Source organism: Nonomuraea sp. NPDC049607, assembly GCF_040675375.1.
Taxonomy (GTDB): domain Bacteria; phylum Actinomycetota; class Actinomycetes; order Streptosporangiales; family Streptosporangiaceae; genus Nonomuraea.
The window spans coordinates 1-26,137 of the sequence record NZ_JBFAOV010000057.1 but is presented as its reverse complement, the minus strand read 5'-3'; the positions used below and the strand labels follow the sequence as shown (position 1 = coordinate 26,137).

Genomic DNA, 26,137 nt, shown 5'->3' with positions numbered 1-26,137 from the left:
AACCTGGTGTACTGGTCTGACCAGTCGCTAGTGTTCTCCAGCATGACGGGATATGACGCGCTGTTCCGCCTCGACGGGCGGCGGGCCGTGGTGATCGGGGCCGGGAGCGGGATCGGCAGGGAGGCGGCGTCCGCCCTGGCCGCGCATGGGGCCTCCGTGGTGTGCGCGGACCGGGACCTGGCCGCCGCCCAGGAGACCGCCGCCCGGTGCGACGGCCGGGCGCGCCTGCTCGACGTGCTGGACGCCGACGCCGTACGGGCGGCCGCCGCCGAGGAGCCGGCCGACGTGCTGGTGTTCACCGCGGCGACGAACGTGCGCAAGCGGCTGCTCGACTACACCGGCGAGGAGTTCGACCGGGTGGTGGGGCTGAACCTGCGGGCCTCGTTCGACGTGGTGCGGGCGTTCGGCGCCGGGATGGTGGAGCGGGGGCGCGGGTCGATCATCGGGTTCGCCTCGATCCGGGCGTCGGTGACCGAGCCGGGGCAGGGCGTCTACTCGGCCACGAAGGCGGGGCTGGTGCAGTTGCTGCGGACGGCGGCGGCCGAGTTCGGCCCCCACGGCGTGCGCGTCAACGCCATCGCGCCCGGCGTCGTGGAGACCCCGCTGACCAGGCAGATCAAGGACAACCCCGACTGGTACGCCGCGTACGCCGCCAAGAGCGCCCTCGGCCGGTGGGCCACCGCGCCCGAGATGGCGGGCGCGGTGGTCTACCTGGCGAGCGACGCGGCGAGCTTCGTGACGGGCTCGGTGTTGTACGTGGACGGCGGCTGGACCGCCGTGGACGGCCGTTTCGATCCTCCGAATTGAGGTGAATACTCCCGACCGAAGGGGGCAGCAGGCACGGGTCCCATTGAAGGGAGGGACTCATGAGAACAGCACGGAGCCACTTAGCACCCGCGGGAGTCGCGGCCGTGCTGGCGTTGACCGTGTCCGCCACTGCCCCCACTGCGGCCCAGGCCGCGACCGGGCCCACGGCGGCCCAGGCCGCCGGCGCCGTCCGGCCGGTGGCCGCGCCAGGCGCCGCGACCGCCCTGTCCGTCCAGGCGTTCCACGCCTCGGCCCAGGACCGGGCGTACCTGCGGCAGGCGCACCGCGGCAATCTCGCCGAGATCGCGGCCGGCCAGGCCGCGCTCCGCAGGTCGCACGACAGGGACGTGCGCGAGATCGCCTGGCGGCTGATCCGTGACCACCGCAAGCTCGACGCCCGGCTGCGCGAGGTCGCCCGGCGGCTGCGCGTCGGCCTGCCGGACGCGCCGAGCGCCGCCCAGCGCGACAGCCTGGACGCGGTGCTCGCCCGCCGTTCCGGTCACCGGTTCGACCGGGCGTGGCTGCGTCTCCAGACCGAGGCGCACGAGCAGACGCTCACGCTGATCAGGCGCGAGCTGCGGCACGGTCACTCCGGCTGGGTGCGGGACCTGGCGCGCGACGGCGCCCCCGTGGTCCGGCACCACCTGGACGAGGTCCGTACGGAACTCGACCACCACACCCGCTGACCGGCGCGCGACGTCACGTCCGTTGACCGGCGCGCGACGTCACGTCCGTTGACCGGCGTGCGACGTCAGGTCCGTCGAGCGGCGTGACTCATCGCGTCCGTTGGGCGGCGTGAAGCGGCCCGTGGTCGGGACGTGTGGCGTCCCGGCCACGGGTGGTGAGCGCCCGGGCGGGGGCGGCCCCCCGCCTCCGTCCGGGTCAGGTCGCGGGTTCCAGCCGCACCTGCACCGGCTGCCCGTGCACGGTCTCGAACTCCAGGACCGTGCGCGGCCCGGTGATCCTGGCCCGGCACGGCAGGCCGGCATCGACCCGCCATCGCCCGTCCAGGGTCACCCGCATCCGGTGCGGGTGGCTGGGGCTCGCCAGCCAGGGCCGCGACCACGGGCTGTAGTGCCCGACGTAGCGGCCCTTCTCGTACTGGTCGTGGTCGATCCCGCCGTAGAGGCGCAGGTCCGGATCGCATACCGCGAGGACCAGCGTCTCGCCCTCCGTCCGGACGAGCAGCATCGAAGGCGTGTCGACCTCGCGTACCAGACCTTCCAGGCTGGTGCGCTCGAACACGGCGTACCCGGTGATGCCGGTCTCGCGGTCCCGGACGACGTGGGCGGCCGTGTCGGCGCGCAGCACCCGGTACGGGGCCCGCGCGGCGTCCCCCATCGCGGCGGTGAAACCGGCCATCCGCTCGGCCGTGGCGTTCACGACCATCGCGTACTCGTACGTCCCGTTCCGAGGGGCGGTGCCGTGCCTGATCCAGGCCGTGGCGAAGTCTCCGCCGGTGGGCTCTTCCGTGGCGTTGTTGCGGGAGGTCTGGGCCGAGCGGGTCAGGGCCACCTTCTGCCCGGCGGCCAGGTAGTAGCCGATGCCCTTGTCGTCCAGCAGCCAGCGCGGCCCGCCGTCGAGCGCCTGGTGGGGGAAGGCGGTGACCGGCGTGCCGTCCACCACGGTGGGCGCGGTCCTGGTCGGGAGCCGGGTCTGGAAGAGCGTGGTCTCGGTCTCGTCCGCGGTGTCGTCATTGGTGATGCCGGTGCCCAGGGCCACGACGCGGTCGTCGAACAGGAACACCGACTTGCGGGCCCGGTGGGTGCCGTCGTACTTGGGGTGTCCGTGCAGGTCCATGGCGAACAGGGCGTTGCGTCCGTCGATGGTGCAGGCTCCGGCGAAACGGGAGTCGGTGAGGAGCATCTCCTCGATCGCCCCGGTCAGGTCGCCCCTGAGCTGTTCGAGCGGTTTGTGGATGACTGTGGTGCCGGGGCGGCGGTTCCAGTCCCAGCCGGGCTGGGCGTAGCCGCTGTCCTGGTTGGTGACGGGGTTGCCGCGGTGCAGGACCTGGATCTGGCCGTAGGTGTTGTAGCGGCCGTACCAGTTGGCGCCGACGTAGATCTCGGTGCTCCACAGGTAGCGGTTGTGGCCGCGTACCGTGATCTGCCATTCGTCGCGGCGGTGGACGGCGAGCGCGGCGTAGTTGAGCGCCCAGGCGCCGGTCGGAGCCGGTTCCGCGACGATGCCGCGCGCGGCGAGCCGGGCCGCGAGCTCCTTCTGCCGCTCGGTCGGGCTGCCGGGCAGCAGGCGCAGGAAGGCGGCGGCGATCTCATCGTCGATCGGGGCAAGCCACTCGAACGGGACGATCGACAGCGCGGTCGTGCCGCCGGGGTTGCGGCCGCTGATCGAGATCGGCCAGTGGTTCTTGTTGGCGTAGACGCGCTGTGCGAGCAGCGCCTTGCGCAGCCACCCGTACGCCTCCTCCGAGATCGCGAACGAGCCGCCGTGCAGCACGTAGACCAGCGGCGCGAGCCCGGCGAAGCCGTCGCGGACGTAGTCGGGGAAGAAGCCGACGTGGTGGAAGGCGGTGCCGTCCACCTTGATGCCGTCCTGGATGCCGTCGGTGGGCAGGAGGGTGGCGTTCAGCCAGTCGCGCAGCGCCCGCAGGTACGCCACCTGCCCGGCCTCGTCGTCGCGCAGCAGCACGGCCGCCAGCATGCCGCGGACCGTGGTGTTGTACAGGTCCATCATGCTGCCCCGGGCCATCCGGAAGCCGAAACCGCGGAAGATCCGGCCGAGTCCGCTCAGCCATTCCAGGTCCGCTCGTACCCGCTGCAACTCCCCCGCCGCGCGCAGGGCGTCCCGCATGAGGTAGACGGAGTCGTAGAAGCCGCGGACGTCGTAGCCGAGGTGGTGGATGGTGCCCTGGCAGCTTCCCTTCGTCCAGCCCTGTTCCCGCAGGTGGGCGACCAGGCGCAGGTAGAGCGCGGCCAGCGCGGGACGGTCGGCGGGGGCGGCCTGGTGGGCCTGGGCGATCGTCTTCATCAGGTCGGTGCAGGCGCGCAGCGTGACCGGGTTCACGAACGCCTTGAGCTCGGCGGCGATCCCGGCCGGGTAGATCTGCGACTGGTAGGCGTGCGTGGGACGGCCCTCCAGGGCGGCCACCTGGGCCGTCAGCCCCGGCAGGTCCGGCTTGACCTGGGCGATCAGGTACTCGTCGTGGTAGCGGGTGTGCAGGGCGCGCAGCGAGGCCAGCTCGCCGGCGGACGGGGGCGAGGTGTCGGGCCTGACGGTCTCCAGGAGCCGGTCGAAGCGGTGGAGCGCCTGCCAGTGCTGGTTGTCGTACTCGTCGCCCTCGGGGGCGATGTCCGGGAGCTGGTGGTCGCGGCAGGGGGCGTCGGGGCGCAGCGGCACGTTGAGCATGAGCTGGTCGAGGTGCAGGGTCCCGGCCCTGCGGGGCGCGACGATCCGCAGGGTGTCCATGTCGGGGTGCGGCCTGCCGTGCATGTCGTAGGCGTACCGCACCCACGCCGTACGCCACCCGCTGAACCCGAGCCGGAACTCGAACCACAGGTCGGTGCGCTCACCCCGGCCGAACTCGAACCTGAGCACGTCGTCCACCGGCTCGGCGTTGTGCACCCACACGCAGAACGCGTCCACCAGCCCCTGCCACGCCTGGTCGTCGCCGAGCCGGTAGGGGGCGGGCGCCCACCGCAGCGGCGCGCGCACGGTGATCACGTCGCGGCTCGCGTGCTCCCACCGCAGCGACCTCGTCCCGCACACGGCGACCCGGTCGCTGATCGACAACGTGGAGCCGGGCCCGGCGGCGAAGTGCGGCGGGACGGCGCTCTCCAGCAGGAACACCGGTGGGTCCATCGCCATGGCCCGCTGCTCCAGCGCCTCGCCGGTCATCCCCTCGCCGACCGGCCCGTCCGCCGCCGACGCGGCCGCCACCGGGCCGCCGGCCGTCAGGAAAGCGCTTGCCGCACCTGCCTTGAACACCGCTCTGCGCGTGATCTCCACCATGCGCGCCATACAACGCGACCGATGCCAGAACGTAAAGACATTCCGTCAAACCGTTACTCGCGTCCCGGCCGTCAGGGGCGGATGATCGCCATTCTGGTCACCGTCAGTTCCTCGATGGCGAACCTCGGGCCCTCGCGGCCGGTGCCCGAGTCCTTGACGCCGCCGTACGGCATGTTGTCGGCCCGGAAGCCGGGCACCTCGTTCACCACCACGCCGCCGGCCTCGATGCGGTCTATGGCGGTGAAGGCGGTGGCCAGCGAGCGGGTGAAGACGGAGGCGTGCAGGCCGTAGCGGGAGCGGTTGACGGCCTCGAAGGCGGCGTCGAGGCCGGGCACCGCGCGTACGCACACCACCGGGCCGAAGATCTCCTCGTCCCAGGCCGCGGCGCCGTCGGGCACGCCGGAGAGCACCGTCGGCGCGATCGCCCGGCCCTCCCGCACCCCGCCGGCGACCACCTCGGCGCCCGAGGCGGTGATCCACTCCAGGACGCGATCCGTGGCGGCGGCGTCGATCAGCGGGGCCACGCGGGTCTCGGGCAGGCGCGGGTCGCCGACGGTGACGTCCTTGACGCGGGCGGCCAGCAGCGCCAGGAACTCCGCCCGTACGGGCTCCTCCACCAGCACCCGCTGCACCGCGATGCACGCCTGGCCGGAGGCGTAGTAGCCGCCGCGCACGACGGCGTCGGCGGCGGCCTCCAGGTCGGCGTCGGCGGCGACCACGAGGGCGGCGTTGGAGCCGAGTTCGAGCAGCACCTTGGTGGGGGCGGCGGCACGGGCGATGGCGTGCCCGGCGGCGGCCGAGCCGGTGAAGGAGACCGCGCCGATCCGCCGGTCCTCGACCAGCGTGCGGCCGACCTCGACGTCCCCGGTGACGAGCTGCACCCCGGCGGGCGGCAGGCCGCCCTCGCGGAGCAGGTGCACCAGCCGGAGCGTGGCCAGGGGCGTCGCCGGGGCCGGCTTGACGATCACCGGGCAGCCCGCCGCGACCGCCGGGGCGATCTTGTGGGCGGCCAGGAGCAGCGGGTAGTTGAAGCCGGTGATCCCGACGACGACGCCGATCGGCCGCCGCGTCCAGAACCCGACCAGCCCCTCCCCCGACGGCAGCAGGTCCAGCGGGACGGTCTCGCCGTGCAGCCGGGCGACCTCCTCGGCGGCCGTGGCGAGGGTGACGAGCGTCCTGGCCACCTCGACCCGGCAGTCGACCAGCGGCTTGCCGGTCTCCAGGACGAGCAGCCGCTCGAACTCCTCGCGGCGGGCGGCGAGCGCGTCGTGCGCCGTCATGAGCGCGGCGCGGCGGGCGTGCGAGGGCAGCGCGGCCATGGCGGGCGCGACGGCCAGCGCGGCCTCCAGGGCGCGGACGGCGTGGGCGGGGGTGCCCAGCGGGGCGCGGGCCACCACGGAGCCGTCGTAGGGGAAGACCACGTCGGTGGCGTCTTCGGTGGTGACCCATCCGTCGCCGATGGGCAGGCCGTCCGGCCAGGTCATCTGTCTCCCCCCAGAGCGCTCGGGAACACGTCGAGGTACGCCGGTGCGCCCTCGCGGCCGGTGGCGGCGAGCATGGCGTGGGCCACCGCCCGGCTGAAGACGTCGGCCGCGGCGGCCAGGACGTCCTGGAGGCCGTCCGGGCCGGGGGCCGGGCGGGCGCAGGTGGCCAGGCCGAAGACGGTGTCGCCGTCGACCATGGTGTGGGCCGGCCGGATGGCTCTGGCCAGGCCGTCGTGGGCCACCCCGGCCAGCTTGCCGCACTGGGCCTTGGTGAGGGTGAGGTCGGTGGCCACCACGCCGATGGTGGTGTTGAACGAGGTCACCTTGTCCGGACGCCACGCCCCGGCCTCGGCGGGGTCCGGCGCGCTGAGGTGGCCGAACTCGCCGGGCAGGCCATAGCGGACGCCGGCCAGGGTGGCGCCCGCGGGGTCGAGGACGGATCCGGCGGCGTTGACGACGGCCAGGGCGGCCACGGTGACACCGTCGGGCAGGACGGCGCTGGCGGTCCCGGCCCCGCCGGCCAGACCGCCCGCCATCGCCCCGGCGCCGGCCCCGATGGAGCCGCCGGCCGTAGGGGGCGCGGTCGCGTACGGAGCGGCGCCGCCGTCGCCCGTCGGCCGGGAGAAGGGGGCGGACGCGGTGCGCGGGGAGGGATCGTCCGCGGCGGGCCGGGGCAGGGGGAAGATCGGAGGGGCGAGGCGGGCGGCGTCGTAGGCGGCGGCGCCGAGGGCCGCGTCGGGGGTGGCGCGGAAGTCGCCGCCGCGCCCGAGGTCGTAGATGACGGCCGCCGGGACGATGGGCACCACCCCGCCCGCCACCGGGAACCCGATGCCCGCGTCGGCCAGCCGTTCCATCACCCCGCACGCCGCGCTCAGCCCGTACGCGCTGCCGCCCGACAGCACGACGGCGTGCACGCGCTCGACCAGGTTGCGCGGGTCGAGCAGCTCGGTCTCGCGGGTGCCGGGAGCGGCGCCGCGCACGTCGACGCCGGCCACCACGCCGTCCGGGGGCGCCAGCACCACGGTCGTGCCCGTCCGGTAGCCGCCGCCCACCCGATGCGCGTGCCCGACGCGCAGCCCGGCCACGTCCACCAGGGAGTTCGTCGCCCCGGGACGCATCCCGGGTGCGGGCTCGGCGAGCATCAGAAGTCCCGGTGCAGGAAGCGCCGCGCCGCCTCGGCGAACACCCGGGTGCACCGGACGATCTCCGCGACCTCGACGTACTCGTCCGCCTGGTGGGCGATCCACTTGCCGCCGGGGCCGTACACGACCGAGGGGATGCCGCCCCAGTGGGTGAGCACGGTCCCGTCCGTCGAGCCGGGCACGCCGCCGTAGACCGGCTCCTCCCCCGTCACCGCGCGGTGGGCCGCCGCCAGCGCGGCCACCACCGGGTCGGTCACCGGCACGTCCACCGGCGGCCGGTCCACCAGGACCGACACCGACGCCTCGATCCCGTCGGAGGCGGCGGCGAGGGCGGCCACCCGGTCGGCCACGACCTTGTGCTCCAGCCCGGGGACCGTCCGCACGTCGACGAAGACGGACGCGGTGGCGGGGATGACGTTGACCTGCTCCTCGCTGCCCGCCCGGACCACGGTCGGGGTCACGTACACCTCGCCGAGGTGCTCGTGGGCCGGATGCCGTTCCTGGAGCTCCCGCTGGAGGGAGCTCAGGGCGACCAGCAGCGTGCCGGCCGCCTGGACGGGGTTGCGGCCGTGCTGCGGCATCGCGCCGTGGGCCATCTTGCCGGTGAGGTCGACCCGCAGCCGCAGCGCGCCCTTGGCCACCGCGCAGATCTCCCCGGCCTCGGGCTCGGCGACGATCGCGCCGTCCACGCCGGCGGCCAGCCCGGAGGCGACGAAGTGGTGGGCGCCGATCATCAGACCCTCCTCGTCGGCCAGCGCGCACACCTTGATCCGCCCGGGGAACGGGCCGGCGAGCTGGAGGGCGCGGGTGGCGTAGAGGGTGGCGGCCAGGCCGGACTTCATGTCGGCGCTGCCCCGGCCCCACAGCCGCCCGTCGCGGATCTCGCCGCCGAACGGGTCGACGGTCCAGGTGGACAGGTCGCCCTCGGTGACGACGTCGGTGTGGCCCTCGAACATCAGCGTCGGCCCGTCGCCGCCGCCGCCCTCGACCACCGCGACGACGTTGGGGCGTCCGGGGGCGGCCTCGCTCACGACGGGGTCCCAGCCCCACTCGCGCATCCTGGCCTCGACCAGCGCGGCGGCGGGCCGCTCGGTGCGCCCGCGCGCGGGGTCGTTGGTGCTGGGGATGCGCACCAGGGCCTGCGTGAACTCCACGACCCCCCGCTCGTCGACGTCGATCACAACAATCCCTCCAGGGTCGGTACGGCCTGCAGCAGGTCACGCGTGTAGGGGTGGCGCGGCGCGGCCCAGACGTCGTCCACCGGACCGGTCTCGACGATCTCGCCGCCGCTCATGACGGCCACGGTCTCGCACACGTGCCGCACCACCGACAGGTCGTGCGAGACGAACACGAGCGTCAGGCCCAGCTCGTCCACCAGATCGGCGAGCAGGTTGAGGATCTGGCCGCGGACGGACACGTCCAGGGCGCTGACGGGCTCGTCGGCGACCAGCACCTTCGGCCGGGGCGCGAGCGCGCGGGCGATGGCGATGCGCTGCCGCTGCCCGCCGGAGAACTGGTGGGGGTAGCGGTCGGCGGCCGAGGCGGGCAGGCCGACCTCCTCCAGCAGCTCGGGCACCCGCGTGCCGACCGGCAGGCCGAGCGCGACCAGCGGCTCGGCCACCAGGTCGCGCACGCGCATGCGCGGGTCGAGTGAGCTCATCGGGTCCTGGAAGACGATCTGGAGGTTCTCCCGCAGGAAGCGCAGCCGCCGCTCCGGCAGGCCGGTGATCTCCCGTCCGTCGAAGGCGACGGACCCGGAGGTGGGCCGGTCGAGGCCGCACAGCAGTCGCAGCAGCGTGGACTTGCCGGAGCCGGACTCGCCGACGATGCCGAACCGCTCGCCGCGGCGGACCGTCAGCGACACCTCGCGCAGCGCGTGGACGGGCGCGCCCGGCCTGATGAGCGAGGTGCGCGGGCGGTGGTAGACGCGGGTGAGCCGGCGGGCCTCGATCAGCGGCCCGTCCGGCAGCTCGATCGGCGGCTCAGTCGGCGGCTCAGTCGGCGGCTCAGTCGGCGGGGTGCCAGCATGCGTGGGCATGGCCGTCTCCTGTCAGCGCCGGCGGGGTCTCGCACCGCGGGGTGGCGTGCGGGCAGCGGTTGCGGAACACGCAACCCTCGGGGAAGGCGCCCGCGGGCGGCACGCTGCCCTTGATGGTGGGGAGCCTGGTGCCGCGCGGGGTGAGCCGGGAGGCGGCCAGCAGGCCCTCGGTGTAGCGGTGGCGGGGGCGGGTGAAGACCTCGCGGATGGGCCCGGTCTCGACGACGCGGCCGCCGTACAGGACGATCACCCGCTCGCAGACGGAGGCCACGACCGCCAGGTCGTGCGTGATGAACAGCAGCGCGGGGGCGACCTCGGCGATCAGCTCCAGCATCTGCCTCTGCACGGTGACGTCGAGCGCGGTGGTGGGCTCGTCGCAGATGAGCAGCCCAGGCTCGTTGGCCAGGGCGATGGCGAGCATGACGCGCTGCCGCTGGCCGCCGGAGAGCTGGTGGGGGTAGGCGCGGGCGATCTGTCCGGGTTCGGGGAGCCGGACGCGTTCCAGGAGGACGAGCGCGCGCCGCCCGGCCTCGGCGCGGGGGACGCCGTGCAGGGTCATGACCTCGGCGACCTGGGCGCCGACGCGCATGAGCGGGTTGAGCGCGGTCATCGGCTCCTGGAAGACCATCGACAGCTCGCGTCCGCGCAGGTCCTTCAGCCGCTTCTCGGGTACGCCGACCAGGTCTCGCCCGCCGAGCCTGGCCACGCCGGAGGCGGTGACGCCCTCGGGCAGCAGGCCCATGAGCGACAGCGCGGTCAGCGACTTGCCGGACCCGGACTCGCCGATCAGCCCGACCCGCTCGCCCGCCCCGATCGCGAACGACACGTCGTGCACGAGCCCCACCCCGCCGGCCCGTACGGACAGCCCTTCAACGCTCAGCACGGATCCTCCTGAGCTTGGGGTCGAGGTGGTCGCGCAGGCCGTCGCCGAGCAGGTTGAACCCGAGGACGGCGAGCGCGATCGCCAGGCCCGGCCAGAGCGCCAGGCGCGGGGTGGAGAAGAGCAGTTCCTGGGACTCCTGCAACATCCGCCCCCACGACGGGGTCGGCGGCCGGGTGCCGAACCCGAGGAACGACAGCGCCGCCTCGGCCAGGATCGCGATCGCGAACGACACCGAGGCCTGCACGATCAGCACGGACGCGATGTTCGGCAGCACGTGCCGTACGGCGATCGCGCCCCGGCGGCGGCCGGCGGCGCGCGCGGCCAGGATGTAGTCGGTCACCATGACCTGGAGCGCCGCGGCGCGGGCCACCCGCGCGAACGCGGGCACGGTGGCCACCCCGATCGCGATCATGGCGGTGAGCGTGCCGGCCCCGTAGACCGCGCCCAGCATGACGGCCAGCAGCAGCGCCGGGAAGGCGAACACGAGGTCGTTGACCCGCATGATCAGCTCCGACAGCCAGCCGCGCGGCGTCATCCCGGCGACCACGCCGAGCGGCACGCCGAGCACGGCGGCGATGCCGACGGCCACCACGCCGACGTAGAGGGTGGTGCGCGCGCCGACCATCAGCTGGCTGAGGGTGTCGCGGCCGAACTTGTCGGCGCCCAGCAGGTAGCCGCCGCCCGGGTCGCGCAGCTTGCGGGCGGCGTCGACGAGGGTGGGGTCGTGCGGCGTCCAGACGAACGAGGCCAGCGCGGCCACCGTCACCAGCCCGACCAGCACGCCGCCGGTCAGCAGCGCGGCGTTCACCCGGCCCGTCATCGCAGCCTCGGGTCGAGCAGGCGGTAGGCGACGTCCACCACGAAGTTGATCAGCAGGACCGCGGCCACCAGCACCATCACCACACCCTGGACGAGCAGCAGGTCGCGCCCGGCGACGCCGTTGAGCAGCAGGTCGCCGAGCCCGGGCAGGACGAAGACGCGCTCGACCACGACCGCCCCGATCAGCAGGGTGGCCAGTTGCAGGCCGAGCACGGTGACCACGGGGATCGAGGCGTTGCGCAGGCCGTGCCGCCACAGGGCGCCGGTGCTGCCGCGGCCCTTGGCGCGGGCGGTGCGCAGGTAGTCCTCGCGCATGACGTCGAGCACGGCGCTGCGCACGTAACGGGTGAGCACGGCCCCCTGGACGAGCCCGAGCGACAACCACGGCAGCAGCAGCGAGCGCAACCATTCCTGGGGGCTGTCGGCGATCGGGACGTAACCGCCGGAGGGCAGCGCCTGCGCCTTCACCGCGAACACGAACACCAGCAGGATGCCCGCGAGGAAGGCGGGGACGGCGATGCCGAGCTGGCTGACCGCGCTGACGGCCGCGCCGAGCGGGTTGCGGTGGTGCACGGCGGCGTACGTGCCGAGCGGCACCGCGACGGCGAGCGCCAGGACCATGCCGCCGAGCACCAGCACGGCCGTCACGCCGAGCCGTTCGCCGATCTGCGGGCCGATCGGCGCGCTGGTGACGTAGGAGACGCCGAAGTCGCCGTGGGCCAGGCCGCCGACCCAGTCGAGGAACTGCGCGGCCGGGGGCCGGTCGGTGCCGAACTGCCGGCGCAGCGCGGCGACCGCGTCGGGGGTGGCGTTGACGCCGAGCGCGATCTCGGCCGGGTCGCCGGGCAGCAGCGCCATGAACGCGAACACCGCGACGGCGGCGACGGCGGCGCTCACGATCAGCACCGCCAGCCGTTTGAGCAGGTAGAGCGTCACTGCTTGGCGAGCCCGGTGAAGTCGAAGGACTCCGCGATGGCGTTCTTCGGCAGCCCGGTGACGCCCTTCTTCGCCACGATCAGGTTGGGGAACAGGAACAGCCAGTCGGCGGCGGCGTCGTCCGAGAGCAGCTTGGCGGCCTTCTTGAGGTCGTCGGTCTGCTGCTGTTCGGTGCCGGCGTCGGCGGAGGCGAGGAGTTTGCCGAACTCGGGATTGTCATAGTGGAAGTAATACGATTTATCGGCAAAAATCCCCATGTCGCGGGGCTCGACGTGGTTGATGATGGAAAGGTCGTAGTCGCCCTGCTTGAACACCACGTCCAGCCAGCGGGCCGGGAACTCCAGCGGCTCGATGTCGGCCGTGATGCCCACCTGGGCGAGCTGCGACTTCACGACCTGCGCGCTCGCCACCGCGTACGGCAGGTTGGGGATGCGCATCTTGACCGTCAGCGCCTTGCCGCCCAGCAGTTCCTTGGCCTTGGCCGGGTCGTAGGGGTAGTCGCCGGTGCGGTCCTCGTACCAGGGGTCGGTGGGCGGCACCATCGAGCCGATGAGCTGGCCGCGGCCGGCCCACGCGGTGTCCAGCAGCGCCTTGTGGTCGATCGCGTACCGGACCGCCTGGCGGGCCTTGACGTCGTCGAACGGCGGCCGGGCGTTGTTCATCGACAGCACGACCTCGCCGTTGGTGGTGCCCTCGACCGTCTGGAAGCGGTTCGGGTCGGCGAACTGCTGCAGCGACTCGGGCGCCTGCACGGCGGAGATGACGTCGATGCCGCCGGTCAGCAGCGCGTTGTTCATCGCCGTGGCGTCCTTGAAGTACTTGAGCGTGATCGCCGACAGGGCCGGCTTGGCGCCCCAGTAGGAGGGGTTGGCGGCGAGCTGGATCGACTCGCCGCGCTTCCACGCCCCCAGCGTGTACGGCCCGGTGCCGACGGGCTTGTTGGCCAGGTCGGCCACGCCGGTGCGGCTGAACATGGCGCCGAGGCGGGTGGCCAGGGCGTAGAGGAAGCCGTTGCTCGGCCGCTTGAGCGTGACGACGGCGGTGGAGTCGTCGGTCTTTTCCACCTTGTCGATGACGTCGAGCTGGGACTTGATCTTGAGCTTCCAGTCGGTGCCGACCCGGCCGAGCGAGAACACCACGTCGTCGGCCGTGAACGGCGCGCCGCCGCTGAACGTGACGCCCTTGCGCAGGGTGAAGGTGTAGGTCTTCCGGTCGTCGGAGACCGTCCACCTCTCGGCGAGCAGCGGCTTGATCGAACCGTCCTGGTCGAGCTTGACCAGGCCCTCGTAGACGTTGACCAGCAACGCCTGCGGGATGGCCGCGCCCTCGGTGGCGGTGAAGTCGAGGTTGGCCGGCTCGGCCACGAACCCGACGGACAGGGACTGCGCCTTGGGGGCGCCTCCGGTGCCGGAACCTCCCGAGCCGGAACCGCCGCCACAGGCGGCTGTGACCAGCAGGAGACCGCCCACGGCGATCCAGATTCCGATTCGCCTCATGTCTTACAGCCTCCTGGCTAGTGCACTGGTCTGACCAGTAGGCTACGCACATTGCCAGTCCGCGACGGCCCGGGTCAAGGGGGCTCCCATGGGTGCACGGTTCGAGCCGGTGCGCGCCGTACGCGCCTACGAACGGGTCGTGGAACAGGTCGAGGAGGCCATCGAGAGCGGGGCCCTGGGCCCCGGTGCGCGGCTGCCCAGCGAGCGCGAGCTGATGGTGCAGTTCTCGGTGGGGCGCTCCACGATCCGGGAGGCGCTGCGCGTGCTCCAGGCGCGCGGCCTGGTGCGTTCCCGGCCGGGCGATCCCAACGGCGCGGAGGTGCTGCCGTTCTCCCCCGCCGCCTTACACAAGTCGATGACCACGCTGGCACGGGTGGCCGAGCTGTCGCTGGCCGAGCTGGTGCAGTTCAGGATGGTGCTCGACGCCTCGGCCGTGCTGCTGGCCGCGCGGCTGCGCACCGAGGAGCAGCTCGCGCAGATGGAGACGGCCATCGCCGGCATGCGCGCCGCCGTGTCCTCCGACCACGACGCCTTCAGCGCCGCCGACGTGGCCTTCCACGACGTGATCGTGGCGGCCGGCGGCAACACGCTGATCCAGGTCTGCACCGACGTCGTGCGCTCGGTCGTGCTGGGGCTGATCTCCGGGAAGATCGCCGACGCGCCCGACCGCGGGTCGCTGATGCGGCGGAGCATCCGGCATCACGAGGAGGTGCTGGCCGCCGTACGCGCCGGCGACGGGGCCTCGGCCGCGCGCCTGCTCCGCCGGTCCATGTACGACTACTACGCCGTCCACCTGCCCGAGGCCGAGCGGCCCGCCCTGCGCGCCCTCCTGGAGTGACGCCCGCCACAGGGTGTTATGTTGCACGCGTGTCACGCGAGGACGCGGACGGGGTGGCGGAGGCGTTCCTGCGCGCACCGCGCCGCTACACCAGCCACCAGGTGGCCCACATGGCCGGGGTCCCGGTCTACCGCGCGCGCCGGCTGTGGCGGGCGCTCGGGTTCGCCAACGTGGCCGACGACGCGGTCGAGTTCACCGACTCCGACGTCGAGGCGCTGCGCACCATGCTCGCGATGGTCAGCTCCGGCGCCTACGACGAGGAGCACATGCTGCTGATGGCCCGCTCGATCGGCCGGGCCACGGCCCGGCTCGCCGAGTCGCAGGCCGAGCTGGGCGCCGAGGCGCTCGACCAGGCGGGCGTGCCGCTGGCCGAGCGTCCGCGGGCCTGGCGGCGGCGGGCCGAGCGGGTGGTGCCCGACCTGGCGCGGCTGCTGGTCTACGCCTGGCAGCGCCAGCTCGCCGCCGCCGCCGGACGCCTGGCCGACCAGGACATGAGCGCCGTGCGCATGGCGGTGGGGTTCGCCGACCTGGTGGCCTTCACCCGGCTCAGCAGGCAGATCACGGCGACCGAGCTGGCCAGGCTGGTCGACAGGTTCGAGGGCCGCTCGGCCGACGTCGTGACGTCCTCGGGCGGGCGGGTGGTCAAGACGCTCGGCGACTCGGTGCTGTTCGTGGCCGACAAGGCGCACGTGGCGGCCGAGATCGCGCTGCGCCTCGTGGAGACCCATCGCGGCAGGGACATGCCCGAGCTGCGCGTGGGTCTGGCCGCCGGCCCGGTGATCTGGCGCATGGGCGACGTGTTCGGCACCACCGTCAACCTGGCCAGCCGGCTCACCGCGTTGTCCCTGCCGGGAACGATCCTGGCCGACCCCGAGATGGCCGAGGAGCTGGAGGGCGACCGGGCCTTCCGGCTGCGCGCGGTCGACCGGCTGTCGGTGCGCGGGCTGGGCGAGCTGGCGCCGTTCACGATCATGCGCGCCGGGGCAACCTGACGTCGCCGACGATGCGTCAGTACCGGTGTGCCTGACAGAAAGCTCTTCCACGACTTCGTGGCCTCCCGGTCCGAGCGGTTGCTGCGGACCGCGTACCTGCTGACCCATGACTGGGGGACGGCCGAGGACCTGCTGCAGGAGTCCCTGGCCAAGGCGTGGTTCGCCTGGCCGCGCATCGACGAGCCCGAGGCGTACGTGCGGCGCGTGCTCGTGACGACGTACACGTCGTGGTGGCGGCGGCGCTGGCGGACGGAGCTGCCGAGCGACGCCCTGCCCGAGAAGGGCGCCAAGGCCGACCGGCACGGACCCGACGAGCTGTGGGAGGCGGTGGGCAGGCTGCCCGCCAGGCAGCGCGCGGTGATCGTGCTGCGTTTCTACGAGGACCTGACGGTGCAGGAGGTGGCGCGGATCCTCGGGTGCCAGGACGGGACGGTCAAGAGCCAGACCGCCAAGGCGCTGGCCAAGCTGCGCGTGGACGAGTCGATCGTGAAGGAGTACCGATGAGCGTGCAGGACCTGCGTGACGTGCTGCGGGAGCGGGCCGAGGGTCCCGCCCCGGCGAACCCGGCCCGCCCCGAGCACATCCGCCGCCGCGTGCGCCGGACCCGGCGGCGCAGGGGCCTGACGGCCGCCGCCGCGGCGGTGGTGGCGGCCGTGACCGTGTTCTCCCTGCTGCCGGGGGACGCCGCACCCCCGCAGGAGGCGGCGACCCCGGCCGTCAAGGCGGCGCGCGAGCTGCCGGAACGGTTCACCGCCCACGACGGCACCGGCTACCGGCGGCTGGCCACGGCGACGATCAGGACGGAGAGGACGACGAAGGCGTCGGTCACGATCCCGGTCTCGGGCAAGCCGCTGGACGTGGCCGCGCTGTGCGAGGGCGGCCCCAGGGCCAATCCGCCGGCGATCACCGTGACCGGTGGCGACGTCGCGCCCCTCCAGTCCCTCTCCTCGTGCCCGAAGGACATGGAGCTGGTCCCACTCGTCGTGCCCGGCGGGGCCGGCCGGATCACGGTCACGTTCGACACGGCCACCAAGGGCTGGGGGTGCGCCCGCGAGGTCAAGGACGGGCCGTGCGTGCCCCAGAGACCCGACGAGGCGGTCTGGAGCCTGGCCGTCTACGAATGGACCCCGCCCGGCCGGCCGGTCGAGCCCGGGCCGCTGAAGCCGTTCCCCAAGCGGCTGGCGGGCTGGGACCTGGCCGGCGCCACCCGGCAACTGGTGTGGCCTCAGGCCAGGACGTTCACGGTCACGGCCCGGGGCGACGGCGGCCGGATCGGCATCGAGGCGCTCTGCGCCGGTGACCTGGCCCGGCGGATGTGGTTCAGGTACCTGATCGAGGGCGGGGAGGGCGGCGAGGTGACCGCGACCTGCGGCCAGTGGGAGAGGGGCCCGTATCCGATGGCGATGAACGAGTTCTCCGTCCCCGCGGGCAAGCCGGTGAAGGTCACTGTCAGAGCGGGCATCTGGGGCCCGGACAGCAACCGCCCGGTCCGCTGGTCCGTGGCCGTCTACCGCAAGGGGTAACGTCGCTTCCGTGATCATACGAGCGGTGGTCGAGGGCAGGGCGGTCGACGCCGACGCGCGCTTCGCGCTGGAGGCCCGCTACGGGCACTTCACCGCCATGCAGGTCCGGGGCCGGCGCACCCGCGGCCTGGCCCTGCACCTGGAACGGCTGGCGGCGGCCAACCTGGAGCTGTTCGGCGCCCGGCTCGACACCGCGGCGGTGCTCGCCTCGGTGCGGGCGGTGCTCGGCGACGACCTGCGCGACGCGGGTGTACGCGTCTACGTCGTCGAGCACGACGGCCGCCCGCACGTGGTGGCCACCGCGGCCCCGCCCACCGAGGTCGCCACGCGCCCGCAGCGCGTCACGGCCGTCGCGTTCCAGCGTTACCTGCCGCACATCAAGAAGGCGGCCGGGTTCGCCCAGGCGCACATCCGGCGCGCCGCCGAGCCGCTGGGCTTCGACGAGGCGCTGCTGACCACCGGCGACGGCCTGATCAGCGAGGGCGCGATCACGAACGTCGGCTGCTTCTCCGGCGGCCGCCTGCTGTGGCCGGACGCGCCCATGCTGCACGGCACGGCCATGGGCCTGCTGGAGGGCATGGACGTGCCCCAGGAGCGCCGCCCGCTGAAGGTCGCCGACCTGCCGGGCTTCGACCTGGTGTTCCTGTGCAACTCCCACGGCGTGGTCCCGGTCGGCGAGGTCGACGGCGTCCCGCTGCGCCAGGACGCCGGGACGCTGGCCCGGCTGCTCGCCTTCTACGACGCCACCCCGTGGGACCCGCTGGATTGATCCCCGCCATAGGCCACGTGATGGAGTGCGACCAGATGGGTGACCGTGTTGTAGCGGACATGCCAACGCCCCTCGTGCCGCTTGCCGCACAGGACCCCTCTTAGGTGGCACCACCGGAGATGGAGACCATGCACGTTCTGCTCTGAAGATCGAACACGAAACTGTAGGGGCCGTACGTCTTCCACTCGCCGCTGCTGGTCGCACTTGCCGCCGGAGTCACGGCTGACAGAGTGGCACCGGGGCTCACCCGCCGGTGCTGGGGTAGTAGTCGTCCTTCGGGGCGATCCCGCCGCTGTGGGGCCAGTAGTCGTCGCCCATCGGGGCGACCGTGCCGCCGCCGGGGTAGAAGTCGTCCTTGGCGGCTGCCGGGCCGGCGGTCAGGGCGAGTCCGGTTGCGGTCAGGAGCCCGATCGCGGCCAGTTTGAGCATCGTCTTGGGCATGCTGTCACCTTTCGTCACTCTTGATGGGTGATCTCCGGTCCGGTGTCAGGGCGGACACAAGTCCAGTGCACAACGGTGGGGGTCTCCGGGGCCGAGGAGGTGCTGGTCACGATGAACGCCTACGACCCGGACCGGCGGCTGGAGTCGTGCCGGCGGCCGGCCGTCCTGATCTGATCACCAAATCCGCCGTGTTTTGTTGGCAAATGCCCCTATTGCGCGCGTCAAACAGGTTCCGGTAATTACCGGATGTCACCCCTGTTCCATCCGGGCAACACCCATACCTAGGGGGTTCAATGGCGCGCACCCGAATCATCGGAATCGCTGCCGCACTTCTCTTACTGCCCACGCTCGCCGCGATACCCGCGTCGGCCGAAACCACGCAGGCGGCCGCCGCGACCGCATCGCCGCCGAGCGACGTCAAGGAGCTCACCCGCAAGGACTTCACCCTGGACGGCAAGCCCGTCAAGGTCCCCGCGAAGTACGAGGCCCGCGCCACGGCCAAGGCCGCCGCCGAGACGCCGCCGGTCGGCACCGTACGGCAGTGGCTGGCCACGGACGACTACAACGGCCGCCTGTACCGCAAGGACTACACGCTGCGCGGCGTCGGCGACAAGATCGAGGTCTGGGTCGCCAACGACCTGGCCTTCCCGGCCGGTGACTGCCGCATGCAGGTGCCCGGGACCACGGAGATCACCGACGCGCAGGTCACGAACCTGGTGCAGCAGTTCGACACGAACATGTTCCCGAAGGAGACCGCGACCTTCAGCACGCCGCCGGACCGGGACGGCACGAACGCCGTGCTCGGCCCCGACGCCAACGGCAACGGCGGCGTCTACACCGGCGCCGGCGACCGCACGGTGACGCTGATCGACAACGTCCGGGACGACAACTACTACACTTTCCCGGCCGCGACCACGTACATCGCGGGCTTCTTCTCCTCGCAGTACAACGAGCTGCTCGACCGCAACGTGATGACGATCGACGCGTTCGACTGGCTGCACAGGACCGGCGCGAACCCGCCGGACAACCCGACCTCCGACGTGTGCACCTCGCGCTCGGCCCGGCCCTTCCAGTACGAGGGCGTCTTCGCCCACGAGTGGCAGCACCTGCTGCACTACTACACCGACCCGCTTGAGACCACCTGGATGAACGAGGGCCTGTCGGACTTCGCGATCTCGGTGACGGGTTACGGCAACCCCAAGGCGACGGTGTTCGAGAAGGGCTTCGACAACCACATCAACTGCTTCCAGGGCTTCGGCATCGTCCAGACGCCGTACAACCCGAACCCGCGCAACTGCGGCGGCCCGCAGAACTCGCTCAACCTGTGGGGCGACGGCGGCAACCCGGACGCGGTGCTGGCCGACTACGGCAACGCGTACTCGTTCATGTTGTTCCTGTACGACCGGTACGGCGCGGACTTCCTGTCCAAGCTGCACCGTGACGGCGCCCTCCAGGGCCTGGCCAGCGTCAAGGCCGCGCTCGGGACGACGAACCTGTACCAGGTGATCCACGACTACCAGACCATGGTCCTGGTGGACAAGGTCGTCGGGAGCCGCGGCGTGGTGCTGGGCGTGCCGAAGAAGCGGGTGACGACCGCGAGCCTGAACTCGACGGTCAACCTCGCCAACCCGGCCGCGTACAACACCCCGGGGGCGGCCCCGAACGGCGCCGACTACGTGCAGATCCGCAAGCCCGGCGGCGCGGCGCCGACCTCGCTGTCGTTCCAGGGCGCCAAGACGCTGCCGCCGATCCCGCTGGCCTGGACCGTCGTCTCCGACGATCCCGACCGTGCGGGCAACCCGGTGCTGTGGTCGGGCAACTCCAGCAACCTCAACGTCGCCGCGGTCACCAAGGTGACGGTCCCGGCCGCCGACCCGACGCTGCGCTTCCTCGCCAAGTACGGCGCGGAGTCCGGCTTCGACTACGGCTACGTGATCGTCTCCGCGGACGGCGGCAAGACCTACACCGCGATCACCGGTGACAGGACGGTGGCCGGCCCGCTCGGCCCGGCCGTCAACGGCACCACCACCGGGTTCGAGCCGCACTCCTACAGCCTGTCCGCCTACGCGGGCAAGGAGATCCTCGTCGGCTTCCAGTACGTCAGCGACGGCGGGGTCAACGAGGGCGGCTGGAAGGTCGACGACGTCACGGTGGGCGGCACGGCGGTGAGCGACGGCGCCAGCCTGGAGCCGTTCGACTCCCCGACCGAGATCTCCCCGACGCCGGTCAGCAACTGGAACGTGCGCCTGGTCGGCCTGGACGAGCGGCACTCGGTGGTGCTGCAGGCCCAGTTCGACGGCAAGGGCTCGATCAGCCTCAACCGGCTGCAGCTCGCGCCGTTCGCGGTCTTCCCGTCGGTGGTCGCGATCGTGGCCTATGACGAGCCGACCGAGCAGGTCCAGCAGTACGCGCCGTACACGCTGAAGGTCAACGGCGTCACCCAGCCCGGGTGATCCCGAGGAGGCGCCCGCCGGGGTCTCGGCGGGCGCCTCCTTCGTCGGGTACGATCGCCGAACATCATTCGGCATGGGGGTACCCTGCATGACCACGCGCCAGCACACGATCGGTGACCTCCTGCGGCGCTCGGCCGCCAGGTTCCCCGGCAAGACCGCCGTGATCTACGGCAACATCCGCCAGAGCTATGCCGACCTCGACCTGGAGGTCAACCGCACGGCCAACGCGCTGGCGGCGCGGGGCGTGGCCAAGGGCGACCGGTTCGCCCTGTTCAGCCATAACAACCACGCGTTCGTGCTGGCCTACTTCGCGCTGGCCCGCCTGGGCGCGATCTCCGTGCCGATCAACTTCATGCTCGGGCCGCGCGAGGTGGCCTACATCCTGGAGCACTCCGGCGCGACCGGCATGCTGGTCGAGGAGGCACTGCTGCCGGTGGCCGAGGCCGCCGCCGGGCCGGCCGTGCGGGTGCGCGGCGTGATCGGCGCGGCCGAGGGCTGGGAGTCGTTCTCCACCTGGCGCGGCGACGACGCCGAGCCCCTGGTGGAGATCGCCGCCGACGACCCGATCCAGATCATGTACACCAGCGGCACCGAGTCGCGTCCCAAGGGCGCCACCCTGTCCAGTGGGGGCCTGCTGGCCCAGTACGTGAGCTGCGTCGTCGACGGCGAGATGAGCTCCGACGACGTCGAGGTGCACGCGCTGCCCCTCTACCACTGCGCCCAGCTCCACTGCTTCCTGACGCCCGGCATCTACCTGGGCGCCACCAACCTCGTCCTGCCGGGCGCCGACCCGGCCTCGATCCTGGCCACCATCGAGGGCGAGCGCGCGACCAAGCTGTTCTGCCCGCCCACGGTGTGGATCGGCCTGCTGCGCCACCCCGACTTCGACCGCCGTGACCTGTCCTCGCTGCGCAAGGGCTACTACGGCGCCTCGATCATGCCGGTCGAGGTGCTGAAGGAGATCTCGACCCGGCTGCCGGACGTGCGCCTGTTCAACTTCTACGGCCAGACCGAGATGGCCCCGCTGGCCACCATCCTGCGGCCGGAGGAGCAGCTGACCCGGCTGGGCTCGGCCGGGCGGCCCGCGCTCAACGTCGAGACCAGGATCGTCGACGACGAGGACCGGCCGGTGGCGCCGGGCGTGGTCGGCGAGATCGTCCACCGCAGCCCGCACGCCATGCTCGGCTACTGGGACGACCCGGACAAGACCGCCGAGGCCTTCCGCGGCGGCTGGTTCCACAGCGGCGACCTGGGCGTCATGGACGCCGACGGCTACCTGTCGGTGGTCGACAGGAAGAAGGACATGATCAAGTCCGGCGGCGAGAACGTGGCCAGCCGCGAGGTGGAGGAGGTCATCTACCAGCATCCGGCGGTCGCCGAGGCGGCCGTGTTCGGCGTGCCGGACGAGCGGTGGATCGAGGCGGTGACGGCCGCCGTCGTGCTGCGCGAGGGCGCCGGGCTGACCACCGCCGAGCTGAACGCGTTCCTGCGCGAGCGGCTGGCCTCCTTCAAGACGCCCAAGAACGTGGTGTTCGTGGACGCGCTGCCCAAGAACGCCTCCGGCAAGGTGCTCAAGCGGGAGCTGCGCGACGCCTTCTGACCGCGGGGCCGCCTCCGGGGGTCACTTGCCGAGCAGGTCGGCGGCCAGTTGCCGGAGCACCACGCGCTGGACCGTCCCCGTCGGCGTCTTCGGCAGCTCGTCCAGGACCAGCACCTCGCGCGGGCACTCGGCGTCGGCCAGTGCCTCGCGGCAGAACCCGATCAGCTCATCGGCGTCGATCGGGCGGCCGGGCGCGGGCACCACGCAGGCGACCGGCCGCTCCGGCCCGCCCGCGGCGACGTGGGCGACCACCGCGCACTCGGCGACCGAGGCGTGCTCCAGCAGCCGGGACTCCGCCTCCATGGGCGACACCCGGACGCCGCCTACCCTGATCAGGTCGTCGGCGCGGCCCAGGAACCGGTAGGAGCCGTCGGCGTCGCGGGCGCAGGTGTCGCCGGTGCGCAGCCACTCGCCCTGGAACGCCTGGCGGGTGGCGGACGTGCGGCACCAGTAGCCGGTGGCGATCGAGTCGCCGCGCACGTACAGGTGGCCGGGCTCGCCGTCGGGGACGGGCGTGCCGGAGTCGTCCAGGAGGCGCAGCTCGTAGCCGGGCACGGCGGTGCCGGAGCCGGCGGGGCGCGCCTGGCCCGGGCGGCCGGAGAGGAAGATGTGCAGCGCCTCGGCGGAGCCCAGGCCGTCGACGACGTCCACGCCGAAGCGGGCGGTGAGGCGGCGGTGGAGCTCGGGGGCCAGGCTCTCGCCCGCGGAGACGGCCAGGCGGACCGAGGCGAAGGCGTCCTCGGGGGCCTGGGCGGCCAGCAGGGCGGCGTAGAACGACGGCCCGGCGAAGAACAGGGTGGGACGCTCCTCCAGCAGGCGTTCGACGACGCCGCCCGGGGTGGGCCTGGCGGGGTCGAGGATCGTGGTGGCGCCCGCGGCGAGCGGGAAGATCATGGAGTTGCCGAGCCCGTAGGCGAAGGACATCCGGGCCGCCGAGAGGCACCGGTCCTCGGGGCGGAGGCCGAGCACCTGCCGCCCGTACGCCTCGTGGACGTCGCGCAGCGCGCCGTGGCGGTGCACGACCGCCTTGGGCGCGCCGGTGGTGCCGGAGGTGTGCAGCCACAGCGCGGGCGAGTCCGGCCAAGTGTCGTACGGGCCGGTCGCGCCCCGCCCGGCCTCCAGCAGGTCCGACCACGGGCAGACCGGCACCCCGGTCTCGACCGCCGCCGCCTGGCCCGCTCCCGTCACAGCAGGGCCGCGCGGGAGGTTGCCGGGGCCCGGGGGGCTCGCGTCGGTGAGCACGAGCGCCACGACCTCGGGGGCCGACAGCAGCGCCTCCTGGACGGCCGGCTCGAACTCGGGCGCGGAGACCACGACCCGCGCCCGCGAGTCCCGGATCAGGTGGCCCATCTCGGCCCCGTCGTACAGGGGGGACACCGGGACGGCGACCGCGCCCATCCGCATCACGGCCAGGATGGTGATCAGCGTCTCGGGCCGGTCGGGCAGGACGAGCAGCACGCGCTCCTCCGGCCGTACGCCCATCACCCGCAGCCCGCCGGCCAGCTCGGCGACGTGGGCGGCCAGCTGGGCGTACGTCATGGTGCCCATGGGGCCGGCGACGGCGACGCGGTCACCGTGCCCGGTCTCGACCAGGCGGTCCACGAGAAAGACACTGGCGTTGAACGACTCGGCCGGCATGGTCGTCCCCATCCGCAGGCGGGCGTGCGTAGCTGAATCCTCCATACAGAATGGATGAGCCGTCAACTACTTCCGGCAGGACGGGTGTCAGCGGGGACGCAGCCCCGGCCCGACGTCGGCGGCGCCGGAACGCACGTGGTCCAGGAAGGCGCGCACGGCCGGCGTGAGCCGGGTCCCGGCGGGCCAGCACGCCCCGATCGTCCGGAACACCGGGGGCGACAGCGGGATCTGCACGACGCCCTCCGCGGCCGTCAGGCGGGGCAGCACGGCCACCCCCAGCCCGGCCGCCACCAGGCCGCGCACGGTCTCCGACTCCTGCCCCTCGAAGGCGATCCTGGGCGTGAACCCGGCCGCCGCGCACAGGTCGTCGGTGATCTGGCGGACGCCGTAGCCGTGTTCGAGCGTCACCAGCTCCTCCCCCGCCAGCTCGGCGGGCCGCACCCGGGCGCGTCCGGCGAAGCGGTGACCGGGCGGCACGGACAGCACCAGCTCCTGGTCGGCCAGCGGATGCCCGGCCAGGCCCGGGTCGCCGTCGGGCAGGGGCGCGACGAACACCAGGTCGATCTCGCCCTCGCCCAGCGCGCGCAGCATGTCCTGGCGCGAGCCCTGCGCCAGGCTGAACCGCACGCCCGGATGGCGCTCGCGGAAGCCGCGGATGAGCGAGGGGACGAGGGTGCGGCCCAGCAGGTGCAGGAACCCGAGCACGATCCGGCCGCTGCCGGGGTCGATCTCCTCGCGCACCTCGCGGGCGGCCGACTCCATGGTGGCCAGCGCCCGGCCGGAGGCGGCGGCCAGGACGCGCCCGGCCCTGGTCAGCCGGATGCCCCGCCCGTACGGGACCACGAGGGGCGCGCCGACCAGGTCGGCGAGCGCGGCCAGGCGGCGGCTGGCGGTGGGCTGCGGCATGCCGAGCAGCTCGGCGGCCCGCGTGACGTGCCCCGTCTCCCCGACGGCGGCCAGCAGGGCGAGCGTGGGAGCCAGCCCGGCGGCCAGCCGCTCGTCCACGGACTCGTATTCATCCAGCACAGCATGAATTATTGCCCATTTCCGCATTGGACGTATTTATTAGCCTTGCTTAGCGTTTCCTGGCGTGGCGGTCATCGAAGCTCAAGAGGCTCAACGTGTCGGCACCCGGCGGGCCGGCCCGGCCGTGGCGGCGGCCGGCGTGTCCTCCTTCGCCCTGCTGTACGCCCCGCAGCCCGTCCTGCCGCAGCTCGCGGCCGCCTTCCATCTGGACCCGGGCGGCGCGTCGCTGGCCGTGGGCGTGCCCACGGCGGCGCTGGCGGTGGCCGTGCTGCCGCTGGCCGCGCTGGCGGAGGTCGTCGGGCGGCGGCGGATGATCGTGTGGTCCGTGCTGGCCTCGGCGCTCATCGGGCTGGCGCTGCCGCTGGCGCCGACGTTCCCCATGCTGGTCGCGATGCGGGCGGCGCAGGGGGTGGCGGTCGCCGGGTTCGCGGGGGTCGGGGCGGCGTACCTGGCCGATCTGGTGGGGGCGACGCGGCTGGCCGGGGCGGTGGGCGTGATGATCGCCGGGAACTCGGTGGGCGGGATGCTGGGCCGGCTGGGCGCCGGGTTCGCCGCCGGACCGTGGGGGTGGCGGGGGGCGCTGCTGGTGGTGGCGGGGGTGTCGCTGCTCTGCTCGGCGTACGCGGCCCGTACGCTGCCCGCTCCCCCGCCCGCCGTGCCGCCCGCCGTACGCCCTTCTGGCCGCGTGCGGATCGGGACCGGGCTGCTGGCGCCGCACGCGGTGGGCGCGCTGGGCGTCGGCGCGTTCGTCGCCCTCTACAACGCCGCCGGCTTCCGCCTGTCCGCGCCGCCGCTGTCGCTCTCCCCCGCCGTCGCCTCCCTGGTGTTCCTCTCCTACGCCCTCGGCACCGCCTCCTCGGCCGCCGCCGGCCGCCTGGCCGACCGCCTGGGACGCCGTACGGCCCTGGCCGCCGCCCTCGCCGTGACGGCCGCGGGCGCGGCGCTGACCGCGCTGGACCCCCTGGCCGCGGTCGTGGCCGGGTTCGCCGTGCTGACCGCCGGGTTCTTCGCCGCGCACGCCGTGGCCAACGCCTGGGTCGCCGCGCAGGCCCCGCCCGCCGCCCGAGGACGCGCCGCCGGGCTCTACACCCTGTGCTACTACCTCGGCAGCGGCGCCGGCGGCACGGCCGGCAGCGCCGTGTACGGCCACGCCGGATGGACCTGGCTCATCGCCCTGACCTCGGGCTGGCTGCTGCTGGCGATCGTGGCCGTGCTCGTCGCGGGGGCGGCGGCGGGGGGGGCGGGGGCGGGCGGCCCCGCGGGGGGGCGTTGGGCGGGGGGGC

The 26,137-nt window shown here is 73.3% G+C and carries 22 protein-coding genes; 10 read left to right on the top strand and 12 right to left on the bottom strand.

Annotated elements, in window-relative coordinates; genetic code table 11:
* Positions 1-42: 42 nt before the first annotated feature.
* Together AB0J97_RS48455 and AB0J97_RS48450 are read left to right on the top strand one after the other, a co-directional pair.
* Positions 43-807: an SDR family oxidoreductase gene (locus AB0J97_RS48455; RefSeq protein WP_364103258.1), complete on the top strand. Its 765-nt coding sequence runs from the start codon at positions 43-45 to the stop codon at positions 805-807.
* Between the two features lie 59 nt (positions 808-866).
* Positions 867-1,493: a DUF4142 domain-containing protein gene (locus tag AB0J97_RS48450; protein WP_364103255.1), complete on the top strand. Its 627-nt coding sequence runs from the start codon at positions 867-869 to the stop codon at positions 1,491-1,493.
* A 196-nt stretch (positions 1,494-1,689) separates the two neighbouring features.
* Here the strand turns inward: AB0J97_RS48450 and AB0J97_RS48445 are convergent, their stop codons facing one another.
* From AB0J97_RS48445 to AB0J97_RS48405, 9 genes are all read right to left on the bottom strand, one after another.
* On the bottom strand, positions 1,690-4,776 hold the full coding sequence (locus AB0J97_RS48445) for a chondroitinase family polysaccharide lyase (RefSeq protein WP_364103252.1): 3,087 nt from the start codon (positions 4,774-4,776) through the stop codon (positions 1,690-1,692).
* A gap of 71 nt (positions 4,777-4,847) precedes the next feature.
* Positions 4,848-6,260 (bottom strand): aldehyde dehydrogenase family protein, encoded by a 1,413-nt coding sequence (locus AB0J97_RS48440; protein WP_364103249.1) that lies wholly within the window; start codon positions 6,258-6,260, stop codon positions 4,848-4,850.
* Positions 6,257-7,402 (bottom strand): P1 family peptidase, encoded by a 1,146-nt coding sequence (locus AB0J97_RS48435; protein ID WP_364103246.1) that lies wholly within the window; start codon positions 7,400-7,402, stop codon positions 6,257-6,259. Before AB0J97_RS48435 ends, AB0J97_RS48440 begins: the two co-directional genes overlap by 4 nt.
* Positions 7,402-8,583 carry a M20 family metallopeptidase gene (locus tag AB0J97_RS48430; RefSeq protein ID WP_357706583.1) on the bottom strand — a complete coding sequence of 394 codons (1,182 nt, stop codon included), beginning with the start codon at positions 8,581-8,583 and terminating at the stop codon, positions 7,402-7,404. Before AB0J97_RS48430 ends, AB0J97_RS48435 begins: the two co-directional genes overlap by 1 nt.
* On the bottom strand, positions 8,580-9,440 hold the full coding sequence (locus AB0J97_RS48425) for an ATP-binding cassette domain-containing protein (protein ID WP_364103243.1): 861 nt from the start codon (positions 9,438-9,440) through the stop codon (positions 8,580-8,582). Before AB0J97_RS48425 ends, AB0J97_RS48430 begins: the two co-directional genes overlap by 4 nt.
* Entirely contained in the window at positions 9,409-10,323 is a 915-nt protein-coding gene (locus AB0J97_RS48420; RefSeq protein WP_364103240.1) for an ABC transporter ATP-binding protein, read from the bottom strand. Before AB0J97_RS48420 ends, AB0J97_RS48425 begins: the two co-directional genes overlap by 32 nt.
* Positions 10,310-11,143 carry an ABC transporter permease gene (locus tag AB0J97_RS48415; RefSeq protein WP_364103237.1) on the bottom strand — a complete coding sequence of 278 codons (834 nt, stop codon included), beginning with the start codon at positions 11,141-11,143 and terminating at the stop codon, positions 10,310-10,312. Before AB0J97_RS48415 ends, AB0J97_RS48420 begins: the two co-directional genes overlap by 14 nt.
* Positions 11,140-12,078: an ABC transporter permease gene (locus AB0J97_RS48410; RefSeq protein ID WP_364103234.1), complete on the bottom strand. Its 939-nt coding sequence runs from the start codon at positions 12,076-12,078 to the stop codon at positions 11,140-11,142. The genes AB0J97_RS48415 and AB0J97_RS48410 overlap by 4 nt, the downstream gene beginning before the upstream one ends.
* Positions 12,075-13,574: an ABC transporter substrate-binding protein gene (locus AB0J97_RS48405; RefSeq protein WP_364103231.1), complete on the bottom strand. Its 1,500-nt coding sequence runs from the start codon at positions 13,572-13,574 to the stop codon at positions 12,075-12,077. Before AB0J97_RS48405 ends, AB0J97_RS48410 begins: the two co-directional genes overlap by 4 nt.
* A gap of 88 nt (positions 13,575-13,662) precedes the next feature.
* Between AB0J97_RS48405 and AB0J97_RS48400 the strand changes: the two genes are divergently transcribed.
* From AB0J97_RS48400 to AB0J97_RS48380, 5 genes are read left to right on the top strand one after another with little or no spacing between them, the layout of a single operon-like run.
* A complete protein-coding gene (locus AB0J97_RS48400; protein ID WP_364103228.1) occupies positions 13,663-14,412 on the top strand; it encodes an FCD domain-containing protein in 750 nt (249 codons plus the stop codon).
* A gap of 29 nt (positions 14,413-14,441) precedes the next feature.
* Positions 14,442-15,404, top strand: a complete 963-nt coding sequence (locus AB0J97_RS48395; protein ID WP_357706599.1) for an adenylate/guanylate cyclase domain-containing protein — start codon at positions 14,442-14,444, stop codon at positions 15,402-15,404.
* Positions 15,405-15,431: 27 nt separating this feature from the next.
* The gene (locus AB0J97_RS48390) at positions 15,432-15,908 is read left to right on the top strand and encodes a SigE family RNA polymerase sigma factor (RefSeq protein WP_189645413.1); all 477 of its coding nucleotides are present in this window, start codon (positions 15,432-15,434) and stop codon (positions 15,906-15,908) included.
* Positions 15,905-16,927, top strand: a complete 1,023-nt coding sequence (locus tag AB0J97_RS48385; RefSeq protein WP_364103223.1) for a hypothetical protein — start codon at positions 15,905-15,907, stop codon at positions 16,925-16,927. The genes AB0J97_RS48390 and AB0J97_RS48385 overlap by 4 nt, the downstream gene beginning before the upstream one ends.
* A 10-nt stretch (positions 16,928-16,937) precedes the next feature.
* Positions 16,938-17,696, top strand: coding sequence for an aminotransferase class IV (locus AB0J97_RS48380; RefSeq protein ID WP_364103220.1), 759 nt, complete (start codon positions 16,938-16,940; stop codon positions 17,694-17,696).
* Positions 17,697-17,939: 243 nt separating this feature from the next.
* Here AB0J97_RS48380 and AB0J97_RS48375 read toward each other — a convergent pair whose 3' ends face one another.
* Positions 17,940-18,137 (bottom strand): hypothetical protein, encoded by a 198-nt coding sequence (locus AB0J97_RS48375; RefSeq protein WP_364103217.1) that lies wholly within the window; start codon positions 18,135-18,137, stop codon positions 17,940-17,942.
* A gap of 293 nt (positions 18,138-18,430) precedes the next feature.
* On the opposite strand from AB0J97_RS48375, the gene AB0J97_RS48370 reads away from it, so the two are divergent.
* Together AB0J97_RS48370 and AB0J97_RS48365 are read left to right on the top strand one after the other, a co-directional pair.
* Positions 18,431-20,590, top strand: coding sequence for a hypothetical protein (locus AB0J97_RS48370; RefSeq protein WP_357706608.1), 2,160 nt, complete (start codon positions 18,431-18,433; stop codon positions 20,588-20,590).
* 88 nt (positions 20,591-20,678) lie between these two features.
* Entirely contained in the window at positions 20,679-22,190 is a 1,512-nt protein-coding gene (locus AB0J97_RS48365) for an acyl-CoA synthetase (protein WP_364103214.1), read from the top strand.
* Positions 22,191-22,211: 21 nt separating this feature from the next.
* Here the strand turns inward: AB0J97_RS48365 and AB0J97_RS48360 are convergent, their stop codons facing one another.
* Positions 22,212-23,873 carry a benzoate-CoA ligase family protein gene (locus tag AB0J97_RS48360; RefSeq protein WP_364103211.1) on the bottom strand — a complete coding sequence of 554 codons (1,662 nt, stop codon included), beginning with the start codon at positions 23,871-23,873 and terminating at the stop codon, positions 22,212-22,214.
* Positions 23,874-23,915: 42 nt separating this feature from the next.
* Positions 23,916-24,854, bottom strand: coding sequence for a LysR substrate-binding domain-containing protein (locus tag AB0J97_RS48355; RefSeq protein WP_364103208.1), 939 nt, complete (start codon positions 24,852-24,854; stop codon positions 23,916-23,918).
* Between the two features lie 64 nt (positions 24,855-24,918).
* Here AB0J97_RS48355 and AB0J97_RS48350 point away from each other — a divergent pair.
* Positions 24,919-26,137: MFS transporter (locus AB0J97_RS48350; protein ID WP_364103205.1), on the top strand; the 1,219-nt coding region annotated here is incomplete at its 3' end.

What these genes read in the sequence shown, in the direction of transcription:
- AB0J97_RS48455 (WP_364103258.1), top strand. Translation starts at nt 43, where the DNA reads ATGACGGGATATGACGCGCTGTTCCGCCTCGACGGGCGGCGGGCCGTG.
- AB0J97_RS48450 (WP_364103255.1), top strand. Translation starts at nt 867, where the DNA reads ATGAGAACAGCACGGAGCCACTTAGCACCCGCGGGAGTCGCGGCCGTG.
- AB0J97_RS48445 (WP_364103252.1), bottom strand. Translation starts at nt 4,776, where the DNA reads ATGGTGGAGATCACGCGCAGAGCGGTGTTCAAGGCAGGTGCGGCAAGC.
- AB0J97_RS48440 (WP_364103249.1), bottom strand. Translation starts at nt 6,260, where the DNA reads ATGACCTGGCCGGACGGCCTGCCCATCGGCGACGGATGGGTCACCACC.
- AB0J97_RS48435 (WP_364103246.1), bottom strand. Translation starts at nt 7,402, where the DNA reads ATGCTCGCCGAGCCCGCACCCGGGATGCGTCCCGGGGCGACGAACTCC.
- AB0J97_RS48425 (WP_364103243.1), bottom strand. Translation starts at nt 9,440, where the DNA reads ATGCCCACGCATGCTGGCACCCCGCCGACTGAGCCGCCGACTGAGCCG.
- AB0J97_RS48415 (WP_364103237.1), bottom strand. Translation starts at nt 11,143, where the DNA reads ATGACGGGCCGGGTGAACGCCGCGCTGCTGACCGGCGGCGTGCTGGTC.
- AB0J97_RS48405 (WP_364103231.1), bottom strand. Translation starts at nt 13,574, where the DNA reads ATGAGGCGAATCGGAATCTGGATCGCCGTGGGCGGTCTCCTGCTGGTC.
- AB0J97_RS48400 (WP_364103228.1), top strand. Translation starts at nt 13,663, where the DNA reads ATGGGTGCACGGTTCGAGCCGGTGCGCGCCGTACGCGCCTACGAACGG.
- AB0J97_RS48385 (WP_364103223.1), top strand. Translation starts at nt 15,905, where the DNA reads ATGAGCGTGCAGGACCTGCGTGACGTGCTGCGGGAGCGGGCCGAGGGT.
- AB0J97_RS48375 (WP_364103217.1), bottom strand. Translation starts at nt 18,137, where the DNA reads ATGCCCAAGACGATGCTCAAACTGGCCGCGATCGGGCTCCTGACCGCA.
- AB0J97_RS48370 (WP_357706608.1), top strand. Translation starts at nt 18,431, where the DNA reads ATGGCGCGCACCCGAATCATCGGAATCGCTGCCGCACTTCTCTTACTG.
- AB0J97_RS48365 (WP_364103214.1), top strand. Translation starts at nt 20,679, where the DNA reads ATGACCACGCGCCAGCACACGATCGGTGACCTCCTGCGGCGCTCGGCC.
- AB0J97_RS48360 (WP_364103211.1), bottom strand. Translation starts at nt 23,873, where the DNA reads ATGGAGGATTCAGCTACGCACGCCCGCCTGCGGATGGGGACGACCATG.